Source organism: Candidatus Koribacter versatilis Ellin345 (genome assembly GCF_000014005.1).
GTDB classification, from domain to species: Bacteria; Acidobacteriota; Terriglobia; order Terriglobales; family Acidobacteriaceae; genus Korobacter; species Korobacter versatilis_A.
On the sequence record NC_008009.1, the window covers coordinates 5,120,903 to 5,139,895 of the forward strand.

General features: G+C 57.5%; 22 protein-coding genes and 1 riboswitch. Of the genes, 9 read left to right on the forward strand and 13 right to left on the reverse strand.

What is annotated here, in order from left to right:
* The first annotated feature begins 17 nt into the window (after positions 1–17).
* The 5 genes from ACID345_RS22405 to ACID345_RS22425 all read left to right on the forward strand — a co-directional run bounded on the left by ACID345_RS22405 (position 18) and on the right by ACID345_RS22425 (position 4,940).
* Positions 18–974, forward strand: a complete 957-nt coding sequence (locus ACID345_RS22405) for a sugar phosphate isomerase/epimerase family protein (protein WP_011525107.1) — start codon at positions 18–20, stop codon at positions 972–974.
* Positions 975–984: 10 nt separating this feature from the next.
* Positions 985–2,298: a Gfo/Idh/MocA family protein gene (locus ACID345_RS22410; protein ID WP_011525108.1), complete on the forward strand. Its 1,314-nt coding sequence runs from the start codon at positions 985–987 to the stop codon at positions 2,296–2,298.
* A complete protein-coding gene (locus ACID345_RS22415; protein WP_011525109.1) occupies positions 2,291–3,142 on the forward strand; it encodes a sugar phosphate isomerase/epimerase family protein in 852 nt (283 codons plus the stop codon). Before ACID345_RS22410 ends, ACID345_RS22415 begins: the two co-directional genes overlap by 8 nt.
* A gap of 192 nt (positions 3,143–3,334) precedes the next feature.
* Positions 3,335–3,691, forward strand: coding sequence for a YciI family protein (locus ACID345_RS22420; RefSeq protein ID WP_011525110.1), 357 nt, complete (start codon positions 3,335–3,337; stop codon positions 3,689–3,691).
* Positions 3,684–4,940 carry an RNA polymerase sigma factor gene (locus ACID345_RS22425; RefSeq protein ID WP_228370693.1) on the forward strand — a complete coding sequence of 419 codons (1,257 nt, stop codon included), beginning with the start codon at positions 3,684–3,686 and terminating at the stop codon, positions 4,938–4,940. The genes ACID345_RS22420 and ACID345_RS22425 overlap by 8 nt, the downstream gene beginning before the upstream one ends.
* Here ACID345_RS22425 and ACID345_RS22430 read toward each other — a convergent pair whose 3' ends face one another.
* Positions 4,941–5,312 (reverse strand): RidA family protein, encoded by a 372-nt coding sequence (locus ACID345_RS22430; RefSeq protein ID WP_011525112.1) that lies wholly within the window; start codon positions 5,310–5,312, stop codon positions 4,941–4,943. It lies immediately after the preceding gene.
* A 92-nt stretch (positions 5,313–5,404) separates the two neighbouring features.
* Positions 5,405–5,542: riboswitch (molybdenum cofactor riboswitch) on the forward strand.
* Between ACID345_RS22430 and moaA the strand changes: the two genes are divergently transcribed.
* The 3 genes from moaA (at position 5,539) to ACID345_RS22445 (ending at position 8,383) form a co-directional block, all read left to right on the forward strand.
* Complete coding sequence (moaA, locus tag ACID345_RS22435; RefSeq protein ID WP_011525113.1) at positions 5,539–6,555, forward strand: GTP 3',8-cyclase MoaA; 1,017 nt, start codon at positions 5,539–5,541, stop codon at positions 6,553–6,555. Its footprint overlaps the riboswitch before it by 4 nt.
* Before the next feature lie 280 nt (positions 6,556–6,835).
* A complete protein-coding gene (nadA, locus tag ACID345_RS22440) occupies positions 6,836–7,948 on the forward strand; it encodes a quinolinate synthase NadA (RefSeq protein WP_011525114.1) in 1,113 nt (370 codons plus the stop codon).
* 3 nt (positions 7,949–7,951) lie between these two features.
* Positions 7,952–8,383 carry a DUF2203 domain-containing protein gene (locus tag ACID345_RS22445; RefSeq protein ID WP_011525115.1) on the forward strand — a complete coding sequence of 144 codons (432 nt, stop codon included), beginning with the start codon at positions 7,952–7,954 and terminating at the stop codon, positions 8,381–8,383.
* A gap of 6 nt (positions 8,384–8,389) precedes the next feature.
* On the opposite strand, the gene ACID345_RS22450 is transcribed toward ACID345_RS22445, so the two are convergent.
* The 5 genes from ACID345_RS22450 to ACID345_RS22470 form a co-directional block, all read right to left on the reverse strand.
* On the reverse strand, positions 8,390–9,217 hold the full coding sequence (locus tag ACID345_RS22450; protein WP_011525116.1) for an ABC transporter ATP-binding protein: 828 nt from the start codon (positions 9,215–9,217) through the stop codon (positions 8,390–8,392).
* The gene (locus ACID345_RS22455) at positions 9,217–10,002 is read right to left on the reverse strand and encodes an ABC transporter permease (protein WP_011525117.1); all 786 of its coding nucleotides are present in this window, start codon (positions 10,000–10,002) and stop codon (positions 9,217–9,219) included. The genes ACID345_RS22450 and ACID345_RS22455 overlap by 1 nt, the downstream gene beginning before the upstream one ends.
* Before the next feature lie 48 nt (positions 10,003–10,050).
* On the reverse strand, positions 10,051–11,868 hold the full coding sequence (locus tag ACID345_RS26005) for an OmpA family protein (RefSeq protein ID WP_011525118.1): 1,818 nt from the start codon (positions 11,866–11,868) through the stop codon (positions 10,051–10,053).
* A gap of 39 nt (positions 11,869–11,907) precedes the next feature.
* Positions 11,908–12,918 (reverse strand): hypothetical protein, encoded by a 1,011-nt coding sequence (locus ACID345_RS22465; RefSeq protein ID WP_041855999.1) that lies wholly within the window; start codon positions 12,916–12,918, stop codon positions 11,908–11,910.
* A gap of 103 nt (positions 12,919–13,021) precedes the next feature.
* Positions 13,022–13,687: a hypothetical protein gene (locus tag ACID345_RS22470; protein WP_011525120.1), complete on the reverse strand. Its 666-nt coding sequence runs from the start codon at positions 13,685–13,687 to the stop codon at positions 13,022–13,024.
* Positions 13,688–13,931: 244 nt separating this feature from the next.
* Between ACID345_RS22470 and ACID345_RS22475 the strand changes: the two genes are divergently transcribed.
* Positions 13,932–14,330, forward strand: coding sequence for a hypothetical protein (locus ACID345_RS22475; RefSeq protein ID WP_041856000.1), 399 nt, complete (start codon positions 13,932–13,934; stop codon positions 14,328–14,330).
* Positions 14,331–14,334: 4 nt separating this feature from the next.
* Here ACID345_RS22475 and ACID345_RS22480 read toward each other — a convergent pair whose 3' ends face one another.
* From ACID345_RS22480 to ACID345_RS22510, 7 genes are all read right to left on the reverse strand, one after another.
* Positions 14,335–14,772, reverse strand: a complete 438-nt coding sequence (locus ACID345_RS22480) for a hypothetical protein (RefSeq protein WP_011525122.1) — start codon at positions 14,770–14,772, stop codon at positions 14,335–14,337.
* A 3-nt stretch (positions 14,773–14,775) separates the two neighbouring features.
* Positions 14,776–15,573, reverse strand: coding sequence for an MBL fold metallo-hydrolase (locus tag ACID345_RS22485; RefSeq protein ID WP_011525123.1), 798 nt, complete (start codon positions 15,571–15,573; stop codon positions 14,776–14,778).
* A 76-nt stretch (positions 15,574–15,649) separates the two neighbouring features.
* Positions 15,650–15,979 (reverse strand): hypothetical protein, encoded by a 330-nt coding sequence (locus ACID345_RS22490; RefSeq protein WP_011525124.1) that lies wholly within the window; start codon positions 15,977–15,979, stop codon positions 15,650–15,652.
* Positions 15,979–16,827 (reverse strand): 3-hydroxybutyryl-CoA dehydrogenase, encoded by an 849-nt coding sequence (locus tag ACID345_RS22495; RefSeq protein WP_011525125.1) that lies wholly within the window; start codon positions 16,825–16,827, stop codon positions 15,979–15,981. The genes ACID345_RS22490 and ACID345_RS22495 overlap by 1 nt, the downstream gene beginning before the upstream one ends.
* Positions 16,828–16,881: 54 nt before the next feature.
* Entirely contained in the window at positions 16,882–17,568 is a 687-nt protein-coding gene (locus tag ACID345_RS26010; RefSeq protein ID WP_011525126.1) for an FHA domain-containing protein, read from the reverse strand.
* Entirely contained in the window at positions 17,550–18,392 is an 843-nt protein-coding gene (locus tag ACID345_RS22505; RefSeq protein WP_011525127.1) for a PP2C family protein-serine/threonine phosphatase, read from the reverse strand. Before ACID345_RS22505 ends, ACID345_RS26010 begins: the two co-directional genes overlap by 19 nt.
* A gap of 166 nt (positions 18,393–18,558) precedes the next feature.
* On the reverse strand, positions 18,559–18,987 hold the full coding sequence (locus tag ACID345_RS22510; RefSeq protein ID WP_011525128.1) for a F0F1 ATP synthase subunit epsilon: 429 nt from the start codon (positions 18,985–18,987) through the stop codon (positions 18,559–18,561).
* Positions 18,988–18,993 lie beyond the last annotated feature (6 nt).

Genomic DNA, 18,993 nt, shown 5'->3' on the forward strand with positions numbered 1-18,993 from the left:
TATCCAGGAGCAAAAGGATGAAGTTATCTCGGCGCGAGTGGTTGGCAGGCGTCGGAGCGTGCGCGGTAGCTGCAGCGCTTCCGGCATTCGGTGCGGAGACATGCCCGTTTCGGATAGCAGTGATCAACGATGAGATTACGCAGGACTTCGAGCGCGCGTGCCAGATCGTCACCCACGACTTCGGTCTGCAATGGATCGAGTTGCGATCCATGTGGGACAAGAACGTGACCGCCCTGAACGACAAGGAACTCGCCGACGCGAAGAAGATTCTCGGCGAACACAAGCTGCGAGTTACGGACATTGCGAGCCCCCTGTTTAAGACCGACTGGCCCGGAGCGCCACGGTCGCCGCTGAGTGAAACGCGCGATCAATTCCACGCCGACTTTGACGCCAAAGCCCAGGACCAATTGCTCGAGCATTGCATCGCCCTGACGAAGCATTTCGAAACAGACCGTATCCGCTGCTTCGATTTCTGGCGTCTCGACGATCAAAAGCCGTATCGCAACGTCATCAATCAGAAGTTGCAGCAGGCGGCTGAACGTTGCGCCAAAGACAACGCGTACCTCGTGCTCGAGAATGAAATGTCGTGCAACACGGCGACCGGCGAGGAATCTGCCGCGGTATTGAAGGCGGTTCCCAATAGGAATTTCCTGCTGAACTGGGATCCAGGCAATGCCGCGGCGATCGGCGACACACCGTTTCCGAATGGCTACAACTTGCTACCCAAAGATCGCATTGGTCACTGCCACTGCAAGGATGTAGTGCGTAAGCCTGACCACAAATACGATTGGGCGCCGGTCGGCGGCGGCGTGGTGGATTGGGTTGGACAATTGAAAGCGCTGCAGCGCGATGGCTTCCACTTCGGATTGAGTCTGGAGACGCACTGGCACGGAGCAGGAACGCCGGAGCAATCCACTCGCGTAAGTTTCGACGGACTGAGAAAGACGCTGGCGAAAGCCGGGATCGCCTGTTGAGGAGGTTGCAATGGCAACACGCAGAGATTTCATCGGGACTGTCGCCGCAGGCGCAGCGGGTCTCGCGATCAGCGCGAAGAGCTACGCACAAATTCTGGGTTCCAATGAGCGGCTAAATTTTGCGATGATTGGCCTGAACAGTCGGGCTTACGCACACCTCTCATCGCTGAAAGCGAACCGCAGCAATGCGAGGATTACGCATGTTTGCGATGTGGACGGGAACATTCTGCAGAAATTCGCCGATGCCACACAAAAGGAAATGAGCGAAGCCGCCACTGCAGAAAAAGACTTTCGCAAGATCCTCGCACTCAAGAGCATCGACGCGGTCTCCATCGCAACGCCCGACCACTGGCACGCCCCGATGGCGATTGCCGCGCTGCAAGCTGGCAAACACGTTTACTTGGAGAAACCGTGCAGCCACAATCCCGCCGAAGGCGCGATGCTCGTGGAAGCGCAGCGCAAGTACGGCAAGCTCGTGCAGATGGGAACGCAACAGCGTTCAGCCCCGCACACCATCGAGATCGTCCAGAAGGTTCATGACGGCCTAATCGGTCGCGCCTACTTCGCGAAGAGCTGGTATTCGAACACGCGCAAATCCATCGGACACGGCAAAGAAGTCCCTGTCCCTCCGCAACTCGATTGGGACCTCTGGCAAGGCCCAGCGCCACGGCGCGCTTACAAGGACAACTACCATCCCTACAATTGGCACTTCTTCCGTCACTGGGGCACGGGCGAAACGCTGAATAACGGTACCCATGAAGTCGACGTTTGCCGCTGGGCACTCGACGTCGGCTACCCCAATCGCATCACTGCTTCCGGCGGACGCTACCAGTTCAACGACGACTACGAGTTCTACGACACTATCGTCACGAACTTTGCATATGTCGACAAGATGATCACCTGGGAAGGCCAGAGCTGCAATGGCATGAAACAATTCGGCCGCGATCGCGGCTCGGCCATCATGGGCACCACCGGGACCGTTGTTGTGGACCGAGACGGCTACGACATATTCGACTTGAAGGGCAACAAGACAGGTGAATTCCGCGTGGGGAGCAAGTCAGAAACCGCTGACTTGGTGGGCCGCGACGCTATGACAGATGCCCACTTTGCGAACTTCATCGCAGGTGTCCTGAAAGGAACGAAGTTGAATGCACCGATCGATGTTGGCAATGTTGCCGTCACGATGCTCCAACTCTCGAATGTTGCATGGGACGTTGGCCGTGAGCTTCAGATTGACCCGAAAGAAGGCAAGATCCAGAACGATGCGGATGCGATGAAGATGTGGGGGCGTGACTACGAAAAGGGCTGGGAACCGCATGCCTAGAAGACTCTCGCGCCGCGACCTTCTCCGCAATGCTGCGGTCGGTGCGGTCGCGTTCGGTCCAGCATCGCGTCTTATGGGCCAAACCAAGCCGACAAACCATTCGTCGGCGATCAAGCTCGGCATCGCCAGCTACACGTTTCGCAATTTCTCCCGCGCACAATTGATCGGTTACCTAAAGCAATTGAACATCAAATCGCTCAATGCAAAGGACGCGAAAGACCACTTACCCTCGGATCCGCAACAGGAAGCCGCAGCCGTTGCCGATTACCGCGCCGCAGGCATCGAACTGCACGCCGCAGGTGCGATCTACTTTCCCAAGAACGACGATGCCGACATTCGCGCGAAGTTCGATTACTGCAAGCGAGCCGGCATTCCAGTGCTGGTCGCTGGCGATCCAACAGTCGAAGAACTAACGCGCCTTGAACACTTCGCGAAGGAATACGACATTCGAGTTGCGATCCATAACCACGGCCCGGAAGACAAAATCTTCCCTTCACCGCTCGAAGTTCTGAAGGCCGTGAAGGACCTGGACCCGCGGATGGGCTGCTGCATCGACGTCGGGCACACGGTTCGCACCGGAACCGACGTCGTGCAAGCCATCCGTCTTGCGGGTACGCGGCTCTTCAACGTCCACATGAAAGACCTGACCAGCGTTATCGACAAGGAAAGCCAAGTCGCAGTCGGCGATGGGATCCTGCCGATTCGTGCAATTTTCGAGGCCCTTCTTGCAATCAAGTACACCGGCTTTGTGGACTTAGAGTACGAGGTCCACGCCGATGACCCGATGCCCGGCGTTATCGCCAGCCTCGCCTATATGCGCGGCATGCTCGATGGAATGGCATAACCCCGAAAGTGCCTGCAAATGACGCCCCACAAATTTTCTGATTTCCCTGTCGATTCCATGCAACTTTGCTCGTCATTTTGGCGAAGTTCCACCAACGCAAACCGCTTCTCCACCACGTGGCACTTCGTTGAAAATGGCAAGAAAAAGTTCGCTGAAAACATCCGATTCGCGCGCTTGCGCTAGGAGATCTACATGTCGAAATTCATGATCCTGCTTTACAACCAGCCATCAACCTGGGCAGACCTAAGTCCCGAACAGATGCAGGAAGCGGTTCAGAAGTACTTTGCGTGGGGGGACAATCTTCGCAAGAAGGGCATCTACCTGGGCAGCGATAAGCTCACCGATGGAGTGGGCAAGGTGCTCCGCGGCAAGAAAGACGTTCGCGTCACGGACGGCCCGTTCACAGAAGGCAAAGAATTCCTTGGTGGATACTACGCGTTCACAGCCGCGAATTATGAGGAAGCTGTAGAACTCACGCGCGAACATCCGCACCTCGAATACGGCGGGATTGTCGAGATTCGTGAGATCCACGACATGCATCGTGGCTGACACTCAGCACCAAATCGCGGGGATGGTGGACCATCTGTTCCGCACCAGTGCGGGTCAGATGGTCTCGCACCTTACCCGTGTGCTCGGCCCGGCCCACCTCGATCTCGCGGAAGAAGCCGTACAGGATGCGCTTGTGAAGGCCCTGCAAAGCTGGCCTTTTGGCGGCGTTCCCAACAATCCCGGCGGCTGGCTCATGCAGGTTGCGCGCAATCGCGCGCTCGACATCGTTCGTCACCGCGGAATGGCCGCCGAGAAGACCGGAGAAATCGTCGCAGAACTTACCCGCGCCAATCCAACCGGTGACATCGAAGTGCGCGACCAGTTTCGTGACGACGAGTTGCGCATGATCTTCCTTTGCTGCCATCCACTGATTTCGCGCGATGCCCGCGTTGCGCTCAGTCTTAAGACGGTCAGCGGTTTCTCGATCGAGGAGATTTCTCGCGCGTTCCTCGCCGATCCGCCAACCATTGCGCAGCGCCTGGTGCGCGCCAAGCGGCAGATACGCGACGCCAACATCCGCTTCGATCTTCCGCCGCGTAAAGAACTTTCCGAGCGGCTCGATTCCGTTCTCGAAGTGATTTACCTGCTCTTTAACGAAGGCTACACGGCACACGCCGGCGATGACCTGGTGCGGCAAGACCTTTGCGTGGAAGCCCTACGTCTCGCCATGTTGGTGGCGGCATCGCCGGTATCGCAACCGCGCGCCAACGCGCTGGTCTCGTTGCTGGCGTTCCAGGCCGCTCGCCTTCCCGCCCGTGTCGATGACAAAGGCGAGTTGGTTCTTCTCGAGGACCAGGACCGCAGCAAGTGGGACCAGAACTTAATCGCATTCGGTTTCCACGAGATCGTGAAGAGCGCGCAAGGACAGGCCGTGTCTACGTATCACATGCAGGCCGCGATCGCATCCATTCACGCCCAAGCCAAAGACACTGCCGGCACCGACTGGCCGAAGATCCTCATCCTTTACGACGACCTGATGGCACTGAATCCCTCAGCGATCATCGCGCTGAATCGGGCGATCGCCGTGTGGCGGGTCCACGGCGTTGTGGCGGCAATGCGCGAAGTGGACCAAATCGCCCACGAACCAGCACTCGCCCACTACTATCTTCTTCCCGCCACTCGCGGACGCCTCCTCCTCGAAATCGGCGACCGTACGGCAGCAGCCGAGTGCTTCAGCGAAGCACTCAATCGCAAGTGCTCGGAACCGGAGCGCCGGTTCTTACTGCGACAGCTGAAGGAATGCGAATAGCTACTTCGCCGCGATTGCAATCAGCTCGAAGCGTGCGCCAAATAATAGCGGCCCCGATCCCAGGAAAGCCCGCGCCGGGAACTCCTCTTCAAAGTAGGTCGCATACACCTTATTGAAGGTGTCAAACAGCGAGACATCGGGTGTGAAAATCTGCACATAGGCGAGGTCGTCCATCACCATGCCCGCCTGCTCCAGCACCTCGCGTATTCCGTCGAGCAGGTACTTTGCTTCTTCACCCGCATCGGCTGGAATTTCCGTGGTTCCCGGCTTAAAGCCAATTCGCCCGGAAAGATACACCGTCTCCCCCACGCGTACGGCATCGCTAAACGGCAGATTATTGCGCCGGCTCGGCAAATTGATCGTCGATTTCATTGCCCCTCATTCGATATAGGATTGAACGCCTTCCAGATGCAGGCTGCCGGGCGACGGATTCACGTTACTTCCGAGGGTCCCGCGCATCTATACTAGGAACGTGTTTCCGACGTTCGCTGCCTACGGAATACTAAGGCATCGGGCGCGGTATCCATCTTTGTAGATGGATCGAGGGTGACGAAGGAAACTTCGCCGCCTCCCGTTTGGAAAGGAAGCACCTCGGCGCATGCTGCCGCGGTGTGTTCTGCGCGGCATGACACTGACCGATAAATTCGGACGCACTATCAACGACCTCCGGCTGTCCATCACGGACCGCTGTAACTATCGTTGTGTCTATTGCCGCTCTGGCAACAATGGGCCATCCTTCGCCGAACTTCGCTTCCAAGATTACGTCCGTATTGCTCGCGTCTTCGTCTCCCTCGGAATTACTAAGATCCGCCTCACCGGTGGCGAGCCGCTTCTCCGCCGGGACCTGCTTGAACTCGTCCGCGAACTTCGTGCCTTGAAAACGCTCGATGGTGAGCCCCTTGATATCGCCATCACCACCAACGGCCACCTGCTCGCCGATCTGGCGCAACCTTTGAAAGAAGCAGGCCTGAACCGCGTCACCGTCAGTATGGACGCGGTCGATCCCGAACTCTTCGCGAAGATCACTCGCGTCCCCAACGGCTTCGAAAAAGTCGTGCAAGGCGTCCGCGCCGCAAAAGCCGCCGGACTCACTCCAGTGAAAGTGAATTGCGTTCTTCTGCGCGGCTTCAATGAAGAGCAAATCGTGCCTTTCGGCGTCTTCGCGCGCGAAGAAGGAGTGGTCGTCCGCTTCATCGAGTTCATGCCCCTCGACGAGGACCGCCACTGGTCGCCCGAAATCGTCGTCCCTCTGAACGAAGTTGTCGCCCGGCTCAATACATATATGCCGCTCCGCCATCTCGATCACGGCCACAGTGAAACGGCGCGGCGCTATGTGTTCGAAGATGGTCGCGGTGAGATGGGCATCATCGCGCCCGTTTCCCTGCCGTTCTGCGGCGCATGCTCCCGTATCCGCGTCACCAGTGACGGCAAAATCCGCACCTGCCTCTTCAGCGTCAGGGAGCACGACCTCGCTAGTCTGATTCTTGAAGGCGCTTCCGACGAAGAGATCGCCGATCGCATTCGCTACGCCGTGGAGAACAAAGAGCAGCGCCATCACATCGGTGAGGCCGATTTCATGCCCGCCTCTCGGACTATGGTCCACATCGGCGGATAACCTCTTTCCGCTCTGGTACTTGCAAGATTCACTCCAGAGTTGCACAATAGCTACAGGTGCCTGTAGTGAGGTTTTGAAACCTCCGAGGAAAGCGGGCATCCATTAAGTAGCAGTAAAAAGCACCACAGGGCTTCAACAACCCCGTAGGTTGGGCCGCAAGGCAGCGAATCTACTGGAGCCCGAGCAGATAGCTTTCAACATCCCCGTTCCAGGACGGCGAGACCAAAGCGCAATCCGCGCTGCGAATGTGTCGTTGCTGGGGCTGAAGGCGAGGCACACAGTGGGTACCGCAATAGCACCAGTCTCTTGTCCGCTGGACAATTATCTTGTCCTGCCCGATAACTCTCTCGACGATCGCATCCAGGCTGCCAAACGTAAGGTCGGCGCCGAGTGCATCATCCTCGGCCACCATTACCAGCGCGACGAAGTCATCAAATTCGCCGATTTCCGTGGCGACTCTTATCGCCTTGCCAAGGCCGCATCCGAATCCAAGGGCCGTTACATCATTTTCTGCGGCGTGCACTTTATGGCGGAGTCCGCTGATGTCCTAGGCCGTGATGGCCAGGTCGTCATTCTCCCCGACCTTAACGCCGGATGCTCAATGGCCGACATGGCCGAAATCACGCAGGTCGAAACCGCGTGGGAGCATTTCATACGAGCCGGCATCACGGACGACAAAGGCACCGGCGTCACGCCCATCACTTACGTGAATTCCACCGCCGCGATTAAAGCTTTTGTAGGTGAGCGCGGCGGCTTAGTTTGCACCTCGTCGAATGCCAGCGGCGCCTACGCTTGGGCGACTGCTCGCAACGAAAAAGTTTTCTTTTTGCCCGACCAGCACCTCGGCCGCAATACCGGATACGCCAAGGGAATCCCGCTCAACGAGATGGTCGTGTGGGATCCATACATGCTCAATGGCGGCCTGACGAATGACCAACTCAAGCGCGCCAAGGTCATCCTCTGGAAAGGCCACTGCTCCGTGCACCAACGCTTTCTGCCCGAGCACATCGAGCGCATGCGCGCCGACTATCCCGGCATCCAGATCGTTGCCCATCCCGAGTGCCGCTGGGAAGTCTGTCAAAAAGCAGATGCCACCGGCTCCACCGACTTCATCATCAAATTCGTGAAGGCCGCCCCGAAAGGCGCCGCCATTGCGATCGGCACCGAGATGCACCTGGTACATCGCCTCGCGACCGAGAATCCCGACAAGACCGTCCTCTCGCTCGACGACAACGGCTGCCTCTGCACCACGATGTATCGGATCTCGCCACAGCACCTGTGCTGGGCGCTGGAAAACCTGGTGGACGGCAACATCGTCAACCAGATCAAGGTAAAGCCTAAAGTTAAGCACTGGGCGAAGGTCGCATTAGACCGTATGCTCGAAGTGCGGTAACCGATGAAAACCTTCACCCTCGACGAAGCCGAATCCCTTCTTCCCGTCTTGGAGTCGCTGCTGCGCACCTCCATCGAGGGGAAGAAGGTGATCGAGTCTCTGGAAGAGGAATACAACGAGTTCCGCCATCGCGTCTTTCTCAACGGCGGCATGACGCTCGATATCCGTGAAGCTTCCCGGAAGCGCGCTACGTACGACAAGACAGTTCAGCAAGTGCGCGACGCCGTCGCGGAAATCCACGCTATCGGCGTGCAGGTCAAAGACCTCGACATCGGCCTGCTCGACTTCCCTTGCGAAATCGATGGCGAGACCATCTTGCTGTGCTGGAAGTACGGCGAGAAAGGGATAGCCTTCTACCACTCGCTCGAAGCCGGATTCGCCGGCCGTCAGCCCATCAACGACCGCATCCGCAACCAGCGCAAAGATCCTCAGTAGGTCCGTTTAAAGCTTCCGGAAGTCCTCTTTCACTTCGCGCACAAACTCGGTGAACTTCGACGACGTAATGATCCCCGGATGCCAGCACAGATCCATATCAATCAGGTTGTACTCCTTCATAATCCGCGAACCGGGGACTTTGTTTCCTGCCGCGTCCGTGTCACGCCCCATCAACCAGATATGATCGGCGACGGAACACGCCGCAGTCACGTCGTGCGTCACCACGATGATCGTATTCAACTCATCCATGTTCGCGACTTTGGCGATGAGTTCGCAAGTCTTCTCCAGCATGAGCAGATCAAGGCCGGAAAAGGGCTCGTCCATCAGCAGGAAGTGCTCGCTGCAGAGAATCTGCTGAATGATCGCGCACCGCTGCCGTTGCCCGCCCGAAAGTTGCGCCGGATACAGGTTGTACTTGTCTTCGAGTTCGAACTCGCGCAGGTAGGACATAACTTTGTCCTTGGCAGCGCTGGCGCTCGATTCTTTCTGCTGGGCCGCAAGCATCAGGTTGCTCATCACCGTCCGATGCTCGAACAGCGGATAGCTCTGCGCTACAACACCGACCTCGCCTGCTCGCACGGGACGATCCAACCCGTTCACCGTTACTCGGCCAGAGGTCGGTTCGTTCAACCCCGCAATGATGCGGAAGAGGCTCGTCTTGCCGCAACCGGACGGACCGAGGAACCCTACGACTTGTCCCTGGATGCGCCCGGGCACGATGACATCGCGCACTTCAGCATTGACGTTTTTCAGAATCGGTCGACCGTCGTACTCCAGCGTAACGCTTTCGACCTTGAGCAGTGTCTTCCCGAGCGAATATGCAGTGTTTCCCATTATTTGCGCTCCAAGGTCAGGCTTGCATACGGACAGAACAGCTTCTTGCTCAAGCCGATTCCGTAATCCTGCAACAGTCCAAGCAGCAGAATCGTGATCTGGATAGCAAACACGGCGCTCAACCGGAAGTGATGGTTCTGGTCGAGCAAGATCGTACCAACGCCGCCCTCCGAGCGCACGATGCCCTCCACCATGGTCAGCATCATCCAGCCAATCGCGGCATTCTGGCGAAGCACATCGAACACCTTGTCAATCTGGCCGAGCACAATCACTTCCCACACCACCCGCCATTCGCCCATGCGCAATGTCCGCGCCAGATCGAACTTCTCCTTCGGAATGCAGTCGATCACGTCGGCCATGCCGGTGACGAAGAAGACCGAAATGGAAAACACTAGCAGAGAGAGCTTGAGTTGATGCCCGCTCTTTGCCATCAAGGTGAAGAAGAAAGTAAGTCCGACGAGGGAAAGAAAGCGCAGCTTACTCAACAGCGCGACCACCGGCCGAAAGAATGGAAGCACCGTCGCATACGCGAGCAGAAGCGAGACAATTGTCGCGACCGCGATCGCTTCAAGATTCAAATAGAAGCTGGTGATCAATTCAGCGCCGAGGCCCTGCGACCACAAATCGGAGAGAGCTTTGAAAACCTCTCCCGGCTTGGGTAGCAGCACAAACGGGCTGAACGCCCAGATCAAGAATGCAATCACGACCTGGACAGCTATCAGCAGTCGTATGGTGTTTTTGCTGATGACCTGATTAGGCGAGAAAATAGCGAGAGTTTCATTCATGGACGTTCTCAGTGAGGAGCAGGGGAGGCGGACGCCTCCCCCACAGCATTACTGAACGCCGCCGATCTGGGTGATCTCAACGCGACGGTTTAATGCTTTGCCCTGCAAGGTGCCATTGTCCGCCAACGGGTTTTGCGATCCGTGTCCGGCTACGGACTTAAATCGCATCTCCGGGAAGCTCAACGGCGCGGTCTGCTGGAAGTAGCGCTTTACCGCGAGCGCGCGTTTCTCGCTCAACGGCTGGTTGAGGATATCGGATCCGACATCGTCCGTGTAGCCATCAATCTGGATCGCGAGTTGCGAGTTGATTGCGAGCTCATCCTTCAAGCGATTTAATGCGGCAATGCTCGTCGGCAGCGGTTGGTCGGAACCAGAGGCGAAATTGATATAGACCGCTTTGTGGCCCACCACAGTCCCCTTCGCCGCTTCCTTCGCATAGTCCACCGCCTCCGCGGCCGCCCCTTGCACGCCGCCTGTGTTCAGAAGCGCTTGCGCGCCGAACAAGAACGAGGTATCCACCGCTTCTTTGTAAGACGGGATTGGATTGTCTTTGAACAGGTCGGGATAGTTCTGCGTTGCGATATTGCCAAACGTCTCATACGTCGCGCGCATGTTGTTGTTGTGCCGCCCATCCAGACCGAAGTAGTTCACGTTGTCTTCCATGTTGAAGACTGCGGACCCACCCAGCGGCTGACCCGTTTTCGGATCGTTCATCCCCATGTAGTAGCTGTACCAATAATCGCCGTTCTGATCGTTGTAGACCTTCGCGGAGATCTCGCCAGCCTTGCGGCGCGCAGCATCGAACGCCTTCAGTTGATCTGCCCCTTCAAATACAGCTGCGAGCAGGCCATGCGTTTCTTCACGGTTGTCGCTGAAGAACTTCTTAATGCCTAGTATCACTGACGGCATCTGCGCCGCGTACTCATGCGACGACACGATCTTCGTCGTACCCGGCCGACCGTGAACTGCCTGTTCATCACCCGGCGTCCAGGTCACAACGCCATCCGGACAAACGTTCTTCATGTCGCCCGTCGGACGCCCGTCCTTTACTACCTTGCGATCTTCGCAACGGTTCGGGATGTACACCTCGGTCACGGCCTTGATGTAGTCCTCATCCGGCGCCGAAATCCAGTTCACCGCATCAGGATCGTACGTCTTGAGGTCCGGATTATTCTTCAATCCGTTCGAGCCCATGAAGTTCAGCGCGATGTTCCAATCGCCGTCGCGGATGACGCCGACAATCGTCTTGCCCTTCATGCTCTGCGGATTCGACTTCCACTCGGCCGGCCCGAGCAGCGCATCTTCGCCATTCGAGCGGCCTACGGCGCCAATGATTACCGCCTGGTAATCCGGCCCCAACTTCTTCAACTGTGGATTCAGATCGGCGAGCCACTGTCCGCCGCCATCGCCCATCACCACCAACGCCGCTGCGCCGGACGAGCAGGTCCTCTCGCCGTCATGCAACTGCTTCGCACACGCGAGCAGATCGGCTTTCATCTGCGAGTTCGAATCTTCACGATGGAGGGCGAGGTTCACGCCGTACTTCTCCATCAAGGATCCCTTCGTCGTTTCCTTGCCGCCGTTCGCATAGATGAGCGCGAACATCGCATTCCACTCCCAGATGTCAAAGGGCATCCGGGTGCCGGCAACGTTTGCCGCCGCGGTCGTCGGATACGGCGCGGCCTTCACATTGGCCACCTGCGCCTCGGATTGCGACGGCAGTTCCACCCGCGTGGCTACCACGGACTTCATGATTCCGGGTGTCGGGATCATGCCATGCTGCATCGCCGTACGCAGTCCGAACACGACACCTACTGCTATAACGATCAGAAGAAATATCTTGGCTTGTGGTTTCAGTCTTGCCATATGGTTTGTTGCTCCCCCAAGTACAGCAAACAGCTTTGGCTACTTGAACATGTTGTCGTAATCGCCCGAATCCTTCGCGGAGGTCGAGCCACCCTTACGCGCGCCGCCCATCGGCACGGCTGCGGCCGCGCTTGCGCTCGGCACACCAGACACCTCGATCATGTCGGCCACCGAGGGCTTCTCACCCGCGGTCAGCAGCTTCTGGCTGAACTCCGCAAATCGCGCAGCAGCCTCGTCAGCCGCGGCGCCCGATTCAATCTGTTCTTCCGTGATCAACTTGTCGGTGAAACGCGAGAACTCGCGGATCTCACCGAGGGTGCGGGCCGTGTCCTCTTCGAGGTAATCCAAGGCCATGTCCACCATCTTCAACTGTTCAGGGTTCCCGCGCAGCAAACGCTGGCCCATGCCGAGCGTCGCCTTCGCATCAAGGATCATCTTCCGCTGTTCAGCCAGGAAGCTCACCTTGTTCTCGGTGCGCTGGATCTTGCTATCGGCGATCTGCGACCAGTGCTGGAAGGTATTCAACATCTTTGATGTCTCACCTTCCAACGCCTCCAACTGCTTCACGCCCTGCATCAGCATCCCAGCTTTCTCCAGGAAGGTCTGGCGCTCGAGCATGAGCCGTTCTTTCTCCATCGAATCCTTGGCGGAGCCCGCCATCTGTTCGGCTTTTTGTGCTTTAAAGCCAAGACTGTTGATCTCGTCGCCCTTCGAAGAGATGCTGCGCTTCAACTTCTCTTCACTACCCGAAAAGCGTTGCACCGTCTGGTCGAGGTTGTACTTCTCCTTCTTCATGTCGTCGAGGTTGTTGCGGAGGATCCCGATAGGATCGGTCTCGACAACCCAAGACGCAAAGAAACGCACGATGTTCTGGAAGAGGTTCTTCACCGCGGTCCGGAACGTCGGATTGAAGATCAACCAGCCGATCAGGAACACCACCACCGCAAGCACGCTGGCGTAAATCACGTTCGTCAACAGCGTGATGAGGAACGGAAGAATGATATACAGCCCGTAGCCGCCCGCGAGAATCAATGCCACGAGCACTATCATTCCGAACGGTCCTTCCGGACGCTTCCAGAAAGACTTCGGCGTATACCCCTGCAGGCTAGGACTAAATGTTGGTGTAGTTGGGACGAGGCTCATTGCCTTTCACTCAACCTTTCAAGAGCGCGGCGTACTGCGCTTTCTGCTGCTCGATCTCCGAAACACGACGTTGCAACGCGGCGCTGAACTGCGCTTGTGCGCGCGCGCCCTTGCCCTGCGCATCCACCAGTTCCACAGACAACTTCGACAGCTCTTCCTGCAGCTGCGTGATTTGCGCCGTTACCTGGTTGATCCGCTCCTGGCGCCCAGCAACCTCGCGCTGCTCAAACTGCTGCGCCTTTACGGTGAAGGACTGTTGCTCCTGCTGCAGTTGTGCTTTCAGTCCTTCAAAGCATGACAGAATGCTGTCCTCCGTCAATCCGCTTTGCGCCTTAGCTTGCACCACCGCGGTCTTAAACTTCACGTTCGGCGGCATCACCGTATCGGATATCGCAGAAAGCGGCTCCAGGAATTTGCGGATGGTCGCGCCGGCTTCTGTCTTGTCGAAATCGGTCTTCGCCGCGAGGCGCTTATAAACGCCGTCAGTACCGGCCACATTCGCAGCTTCCACTGTGCTCACAACGGGGGTTGACATGGGCGCTGGCGCGACCGCCGCTGGAGTGGGCACCGGCGCTGTAGCCACGGGATGTTCCATTGGCTTGTTCGCCGATTCCGGTTCGTCTTCAAATGCCAGGTGTTTGAGCGTGTCGAGAATACCGTGCTGCTTATTCTCCATACTTCTCCTCGGAGCCGCTCCCAGCGCGGGGTTGCGCGGTGCGTCTCCTCTTGCTCAGTCCGATATAGATGTACAAGCTTCTACTAAGTTACGAATTCTATCTTTGAGAGGTTTCGCAACAAAGAAAAATCGTTGCATATTGCTGGTGGCACGACATTTATCGCAACTTGTGATTTCTTGATTCTTCCCGCTCCGGGACATGTTTTTGGCGGTTTTGCACCGTTTTCTCTGGTATCCTCCGCCCATGGAAAACCGCTCCATCACCGATGTAGGCGGCACCCCCGGAGGTTTCGGAACCTTCGTAATGGGCTTCATCATGAGTTGCGTGGGCGCCTACCTGCTTATGAACCAGGTTAGTGTGGTCGGATCATACTGGAGCTTCTACGGCGCGAACACCTTCGGGATCACTCTCATCCCGCTACTCTTCGGCGTTGGCCTGTTGTTCTGGAATGGTCGTAGCAAGATAGGCTGGCTGCTGCTGATCGCCGGGCCGCTCTTCATACTCGCCGGCATCATCGCGAATATGCATATCTACTTCCAGCCCACGACGTTGTTCAACACCATCGTGATGTTGGTGCTTCTGGTGGGTGGATTGGGATTGATTGCGCGCGCGGTCTCACACACATCGGCGAAAACCCCGTAGTGCGCTAGCCGATAATCTTCGTTCGAATCTCTTCCGGCAATTTCTCGCGAATGTTCTCCGGCAGTCGGTCGTGCAGCGTGCGCGCTCCTGACTTTGCAGCCGCCACAACCACCACCGGTGCCGGCGTCGCAACTGCTACCAGCAGCCACACAAACGCCGACAGGAAAAATCCTGCGATCGACGCCAACTCCAGCACAAATGCATGCCGGGGCTCAAAATGGCGGATCACCGCGAACGCCAGCACGAATACAAAAGCCGACATCGTCGCCAACGCCATCAGCCCGATATCAATCCCCCGGTGCAGCTTTTGTCGCGAACGGCAATGTGCACACTGGACGAAATGGCGCTCGTAGTCCTCGCGCATCTCGGGTGCCAGCATGGATATGTCGTATCGCCATCCGGCGAGAATATTGCCGATGACCCTGTCAGTGCATTGACTCATTCGCTAGAGAGTTACCGTCTGCAGTGGCTGGTCCTGGCGGGCCAACATCAGCTTGTTCCCAAATAAGTTGCCGTGCCTGTCCAGCGCACGCTCCGCCGCGGTGCGAGCCACCTCGGGGTGGTTATTCTGCTCCGATAGGTGCGCCAGGATCAGATACTCTGCCCCTCCATCATAGTCGTTGACAATGAAATCCGCGAGCGCGTCATTCGACAAATGCCCTACGCGCGACATCACTCGCTGCTTCACCGACCATGGATAAGGCCCGATCCTCAACATCTCCACATCGTGATTAGACTCCACCACCAGCATTTGGCAACCGCGGATATGGTCCTTCACGCTCACGGGCATATAGCCCAAATCGGTGGCAATCGCTGCCTTGATACCTTCCGCGCGGAACGTGAACCCTACCGGGTCCGCCGCATCGTGAGGAATCGTGAATGGCGTTATCGCGATGTCGCCAATCTGGAAGCTTCGTCCCGCTTCAAAGTTCTCTACGCGTTCCAGGCGCACTTTGTTCCCTTGGCTATCCCGAGCCATGCGCAGGTAAGCACGTTGAGTAGATGCCGTAATGAAGACGGGGATGCGCAGTTTCTTCGCGAGAACATTCAGTCCCGCGATGTGGTCGCTATGTTCGTGGGTGATGAGTATCGCGCTCAACGAGGTCTGATCGCATCCCGAAGCGCGTAGTCGAATCAGGGTCTCTTTACAGGAAAGTCCGGCATCCACCAGCAGGCTGGTGCTGGAGCTGGCGACAACCGTGCTATTGCCTCGGCTGCCACTCGCAAGCACCGTAACCGACACTGCCATTCCCGAAGCATATCGGGAATTCAGGTATCGAAATAGTAACTACCTGATTAACTTGAGGAAAACCGCGCCCCTACTGCTCTTTTTTGAGAAAAATGTTATCGATCATCAATCTCATCAGCGACCCGCCAATCGCGCCCGGAACCGCCGCCAGGCACGTCAACACGGCGCCAAATAAGGCTGCCCGCGAAACTTGCGCCGGGCGAATGAATTTATAGATGAAGTCGGCCAAAGGAACGAACGGCGCAATCAACAGGATCCACCGCCACGGACGCTCCCGCTTCCACACGCCGAGCACCATGGTCGTCGCCATGACCCAGAGGAACGTCAGCCCCTGCTCCGGCACCAGCACATGGATTGCTGCCGCACAAAGCCCGAAAATGACTCCAACGATCCAGACCATCAGTATTTGTAGAACCCGCGTCCGCTCTTGCGTCCGAGCCAGCCTGCGTCCACCATCTTGATCAGCAGCGGGCACGGCCGATACTTCGGATCACCCAGTCCCGTCTGCAAGACGCGCATGATGTCGAGACAAACATCCAGCCCAATGAAATCCGCCAGCGTCAGCGGCCCCATCGGATGCGCCATACCAAGTTTGAAGACTTCATCTACAGCTTCCGGCGTCGCGACGCCCTCCATTACCGCATACATGGCTTCGTTCAGAAGCGGCATCAGCACGCGGTTGGAGACGAATCCCGGCGCATCGTTCACCTCGACCGGCGTCTTCTCCAACTTCTCCGACAACACCTTCACCGCCTGGTAGGTCTCGTCGCTGGTTGCCAAGCCGCGAATGACCTCGACCAGCTTCATCACCGGCACCGGATTAAAGAAATGCATTCCAATGACTTTGTCAGGCCGCTTTGTGACTGCCGCAATCTTCGTTATCGAAATCGAAGACGTATTCGTCGCCAGGATCACGTCCGGCCGGCAGATTGAATCCAGATCGCGAAACAATTCTGCCTTGATCTCGAACCTCTCCGACGCCGCCTCCACCACGATGTCGCAATCCGCCAGGTCCTTGCGCTCAAGTGTCGGATAGATGTGATCTGCCGCGACTTGCCCCTGTTCCTGGCTGATCTTGTTCTTCGCGACCTCGCGTTCCAGGTTCTTTTTGATCGTCGCCAACCCGCGGTCGAGGAACTCCCGCTTCACATCGCACAGCACGACCTTGTAGCCGCTCTTCGCGAACACGTGTGCGATCCCGTTGCCCATGGTTCCGGCACCGATCACACCAACTTTACGGATGTCCATAGATTGCCTCTCCGTCTATAAGCAAACCGTTGAGTTTACCAGAGAGGCGCGGGGTTATTTCCGAGCGTTGAAGATCAAAGTCACGTCATCCACCAGGATGGTATCGCCAGGCTCGAGCAGCTTTTCGCCCTGCACTACCTCGCTGTTCACACGCACCGGAGTCGGCGTTTGCGATTCTCCGATGTAGTACTTCCCATCGCGGTAATAGATGGTCGTCGCAACCTTCGGGGCGAACCAGCGGGTCAGCCGGATATTCGCCCCTTCGCTCTTCCCAATGACCGCCGACTGGGCTCCCAGCACGTACTCCTGCTGATCGGTCTTGCCGGCCATCACGGTGATCGTCACCGTCTGCTTCTTGTCGAGTGGGCTCGTGATCTTGACCGGGACTGGGTTTGGCACCGCGCCCATTGCCGGAGGTGCGGCCGCAAGGGGCCTGGCAGCAACCGGCGCGGCCTTCTCTTCTTCGAACACCAACAAGTGTCGCCCGATCAGCACACTGTCTTCGTTCGTCAACACCGCATACGCGAGTTTCTGCCCGTTCACGTAAGTCCCGTTGGTACTGCTCTCGTCGTGCACCGCGTATTGCCCATCTTCGAGCACGATCTTCGCGTGATGCCCCGAAACCGAGAGATCATCGATATGGATATCGTTGTCCGGCAGGCGTCCTATGGTGACAGCAGTATTCGAGAGGGCGTACTCGCCCAACACATTGCCATCGAGCTTTAGAACGAGTCTTGCCATTTGGGACTGCCTCCCCAGAGTGCACGCTTAATCCAGGTCTGTTCCACGAACCGCAAAACCAGGCAGGTTATGTTGTCGTCTCCGCCCTTGAGCCGCGCAGCCTCGACCAATGCATCGCAGGCGACCTGGGGGTTAGCCGCCGCCAACAGTATCTTGCAGATCCCATCTTCGCTCACATGTTTCGTGAGTCCATCGGTCGCAATCAGCAGGATGTCGTTGTGGGCCGCGGCGAAGTCATCGAGATCGGGATCAATATCGTCCGAGCCAAGTGCCTGCAGTAGGACATTCTGCACTTCAGACCGGTTCGCCTGTTCTTTTGTCATCAGGCCGCGCCGCACGTGTTCTGCGACCAGCGAATGGTCGTTCGTAAGCTGCTCGATCTTCCCTTCGCGGATTAGGTAGACCCGGCTGTCGCCCACGTTTCCCACGGTGAAGAAGTCGCCTTCCACCAGCACTGCTGCCACCGTCGACCCCATCCCGGAGTGGTTTGCGTTCTTCTCTGCCGCCTCGTGGATGGCCGTGTTTGCTCGAACAATCGCCCCCGAGAGCAGCTTGGCCCGCGGCGTAGCACCGCTATCGTGTTTCGTAAGCGCAGTTACGTCCGCAACCGAGTGTTCACTCGTCTCGTGTCGCGACTGATCGCGGAAAAAGCCAAGTACGCTGTCGACGCCGAGTTTGCTCGCGACCTCGCCCGCTGCCTGGCCACCCATTCCGTCGCACACAACGAAAATGCCATAGCGCGTGTCGTACCCGAAATTGTCTTCGTTGTTCGCGCGAACACATCCCACGTCGGAACGGCCCGCGACTTCGAGCAATAGAGACATTGATGCCTCAGAACTATGGCGCCAACTAAAGTAGCCCATCCTAACTCATGTCGCCAGCGCCGGGAATGAGGTTGTAGCACAGAAGTAACTACTCTTCTTGTACTACCGGGCCACTGCAAGAAAATGGCCGCCAGTACATCGGCGGCCATATCGTTATTCTGCGTCGTTAATGGCCCACCGCCGCCTTCGACGTCGCATGCGAAGCGACTTGCAATCGCACCTCTGCACGCTTCACCGCGTTCAGCGCTCGCTGATAATCCAGCTCGGGCCCACTCGTTTGCAAACGCTGCTCGGCCCGCTTCTTCGCTTCCTGCGCCCGCGCTACGTCAATTTCTTCCGGACGCTCTGCCGCCTCCGCAAGAATCGTGACCTTATCGGGCAGCACCTCGGCAAAGCCCCACGCCAGCGCGAGGTACTTGGTCTCGCCGCGCAGCGTATAGCTGATTTCGCCAATCGACAACTCGGTGATCAGCGGCGCGTGCCCAGGCAGGATGCCGAGATACCCGTTCTTCCCGGGTATCTGCATCTGCTCGGCAACGTCCTTCACCACCAACTTGTCGGGCGTGACGATCTCGAACTCGAACGTGTCAGCCATGGGTGC

Coding starts and splice junctions, on each gene's coding strand:
- ACID345_RS22455 (WP_011525117.1), bottom strand. CDS start 10,002: ATGAATGAAACTCTCGCTATTTTCTCGCCTAATCAGGTCATCAGCAAA.
- ACID345_RS22430 (WP_011525112.1), bottom strand. CDS start 5,312: ATGAAATCGACGATCAATTTGCCGAGCCGGCGCAATAATCTGCCGTTT.
- ACID345_RS22445 (WP_011525115.1), top strand. CDS start 7,952: ATGAAAACCTTCACCCTCGACGAAGCCGAATCCCTTCTTCCCGTCTTG.
- ACID345_RS22410 (WP_011525108.1), top strand. CDS start 985: ATGGCAACACGCAGAGATTTCATCGGGACTGTCGCCGCAGGCGCAGCG.
- ACID345_RS22480 (WP_011525122.1), bottom strand. CDS start 14,772: ATGAGTCAATGCACTGACAGGGTCATCGGCAATATTCTCGCCGGATGG.
- ACID345_RS22510 (WP_011525128.1), bottom strand. CDS start 18,987: ATGGCTGACACGTTCGAGTTCGAGATCGTCACGCCCGACAAGTTGGTG.
- moaA (WP_011525113.1), top strand. CDS start 5,539: ATGCTGCCGCGGTGTGTTCTGCGCGGCATGACACTGACCGATAAATTC.
- ACID345_RS22420 (WP_011525110.1), top strand. CDS start 3,335: ATGTCGAAATTCATGATCCTGCTTTACAACCAGCCATCAACCTGGGCA.
- ACID345_RS22465 (WP_041855999.1), bottom strand. CDS start 12,918: ATGATAGTGCTCGTGGCATTGATTCTCGCGGGCGGCTACGGGCTGTAT.
- ACID345_RS22495 (WP_011525125.1), bottom strand. CDS start 16,827: ATGGACATCCGTAAAGTTGGTGTGATCGGTGCCGGAACCATGGGCAAC.
- ACID345_RS22475 (WP_041856000.1), top strand. CDS start 13,932: ATGGAAAACCGCTCCATCACCGATGTAGGCGGCACCCCCGGAGGTTTC.
- ACID345_RS22490 (WP_011525124.1), bottom strand. CDS start 15,979: ATGGTCTGGATCGTTGGAGTCATTTTCGGGCTTTGTGCGGCAGCAATC.
- ACID345_RS22450 (WP_011525116.1), bottom strand. CDS start 9,217: ATGGGAAACACTGCATATTCGCTCGGGAAGACACTGCTCAAGGTCGAA.
- ACID345_RS26010 (WP_011525126.1), bottom strand. CDS start 17,568: ATGGCAAGACTCGTTCTAAAGCTCGATGGCAATGTGTTGGGCGAGTAC.
- ACID345_RS22405 (WP_011525107.1), top strand. CDS start 18: ATGAAGTTATCTCGGCGCGAGTGGTTGGCAGGCGTCGGAGCGTGCGCG.
- ACID345_RS22505 (WP_011525127.1), bottom strand. CDS start 18,392: ATGTCTCTATTGCTCGAAGTCGCGGGCCGTTCCGACGTGGGATGTGTT.
- ACID345_RS22470 (WP_011525120.1), bottom strand. CDS start 13,687: ATGGAGAATAAGCAGCACGGTATTCTCGACACGCTCAAACACCTGGCA.
- ACID345_RS26005 (WP_011525118.1), bottom strand. CDS start 11,868: ATGGCAAGACTGAAACCACAAGCCAAGATATTTCTTCTGATCGTTATA.
- ACID345_RS22415 (WP_011525109.1), top strand. CDS start 2,291: ATGCCTAGAAGACTCTCGCGCCGCGACCTTCTCCGCAATGCTGCGGTC.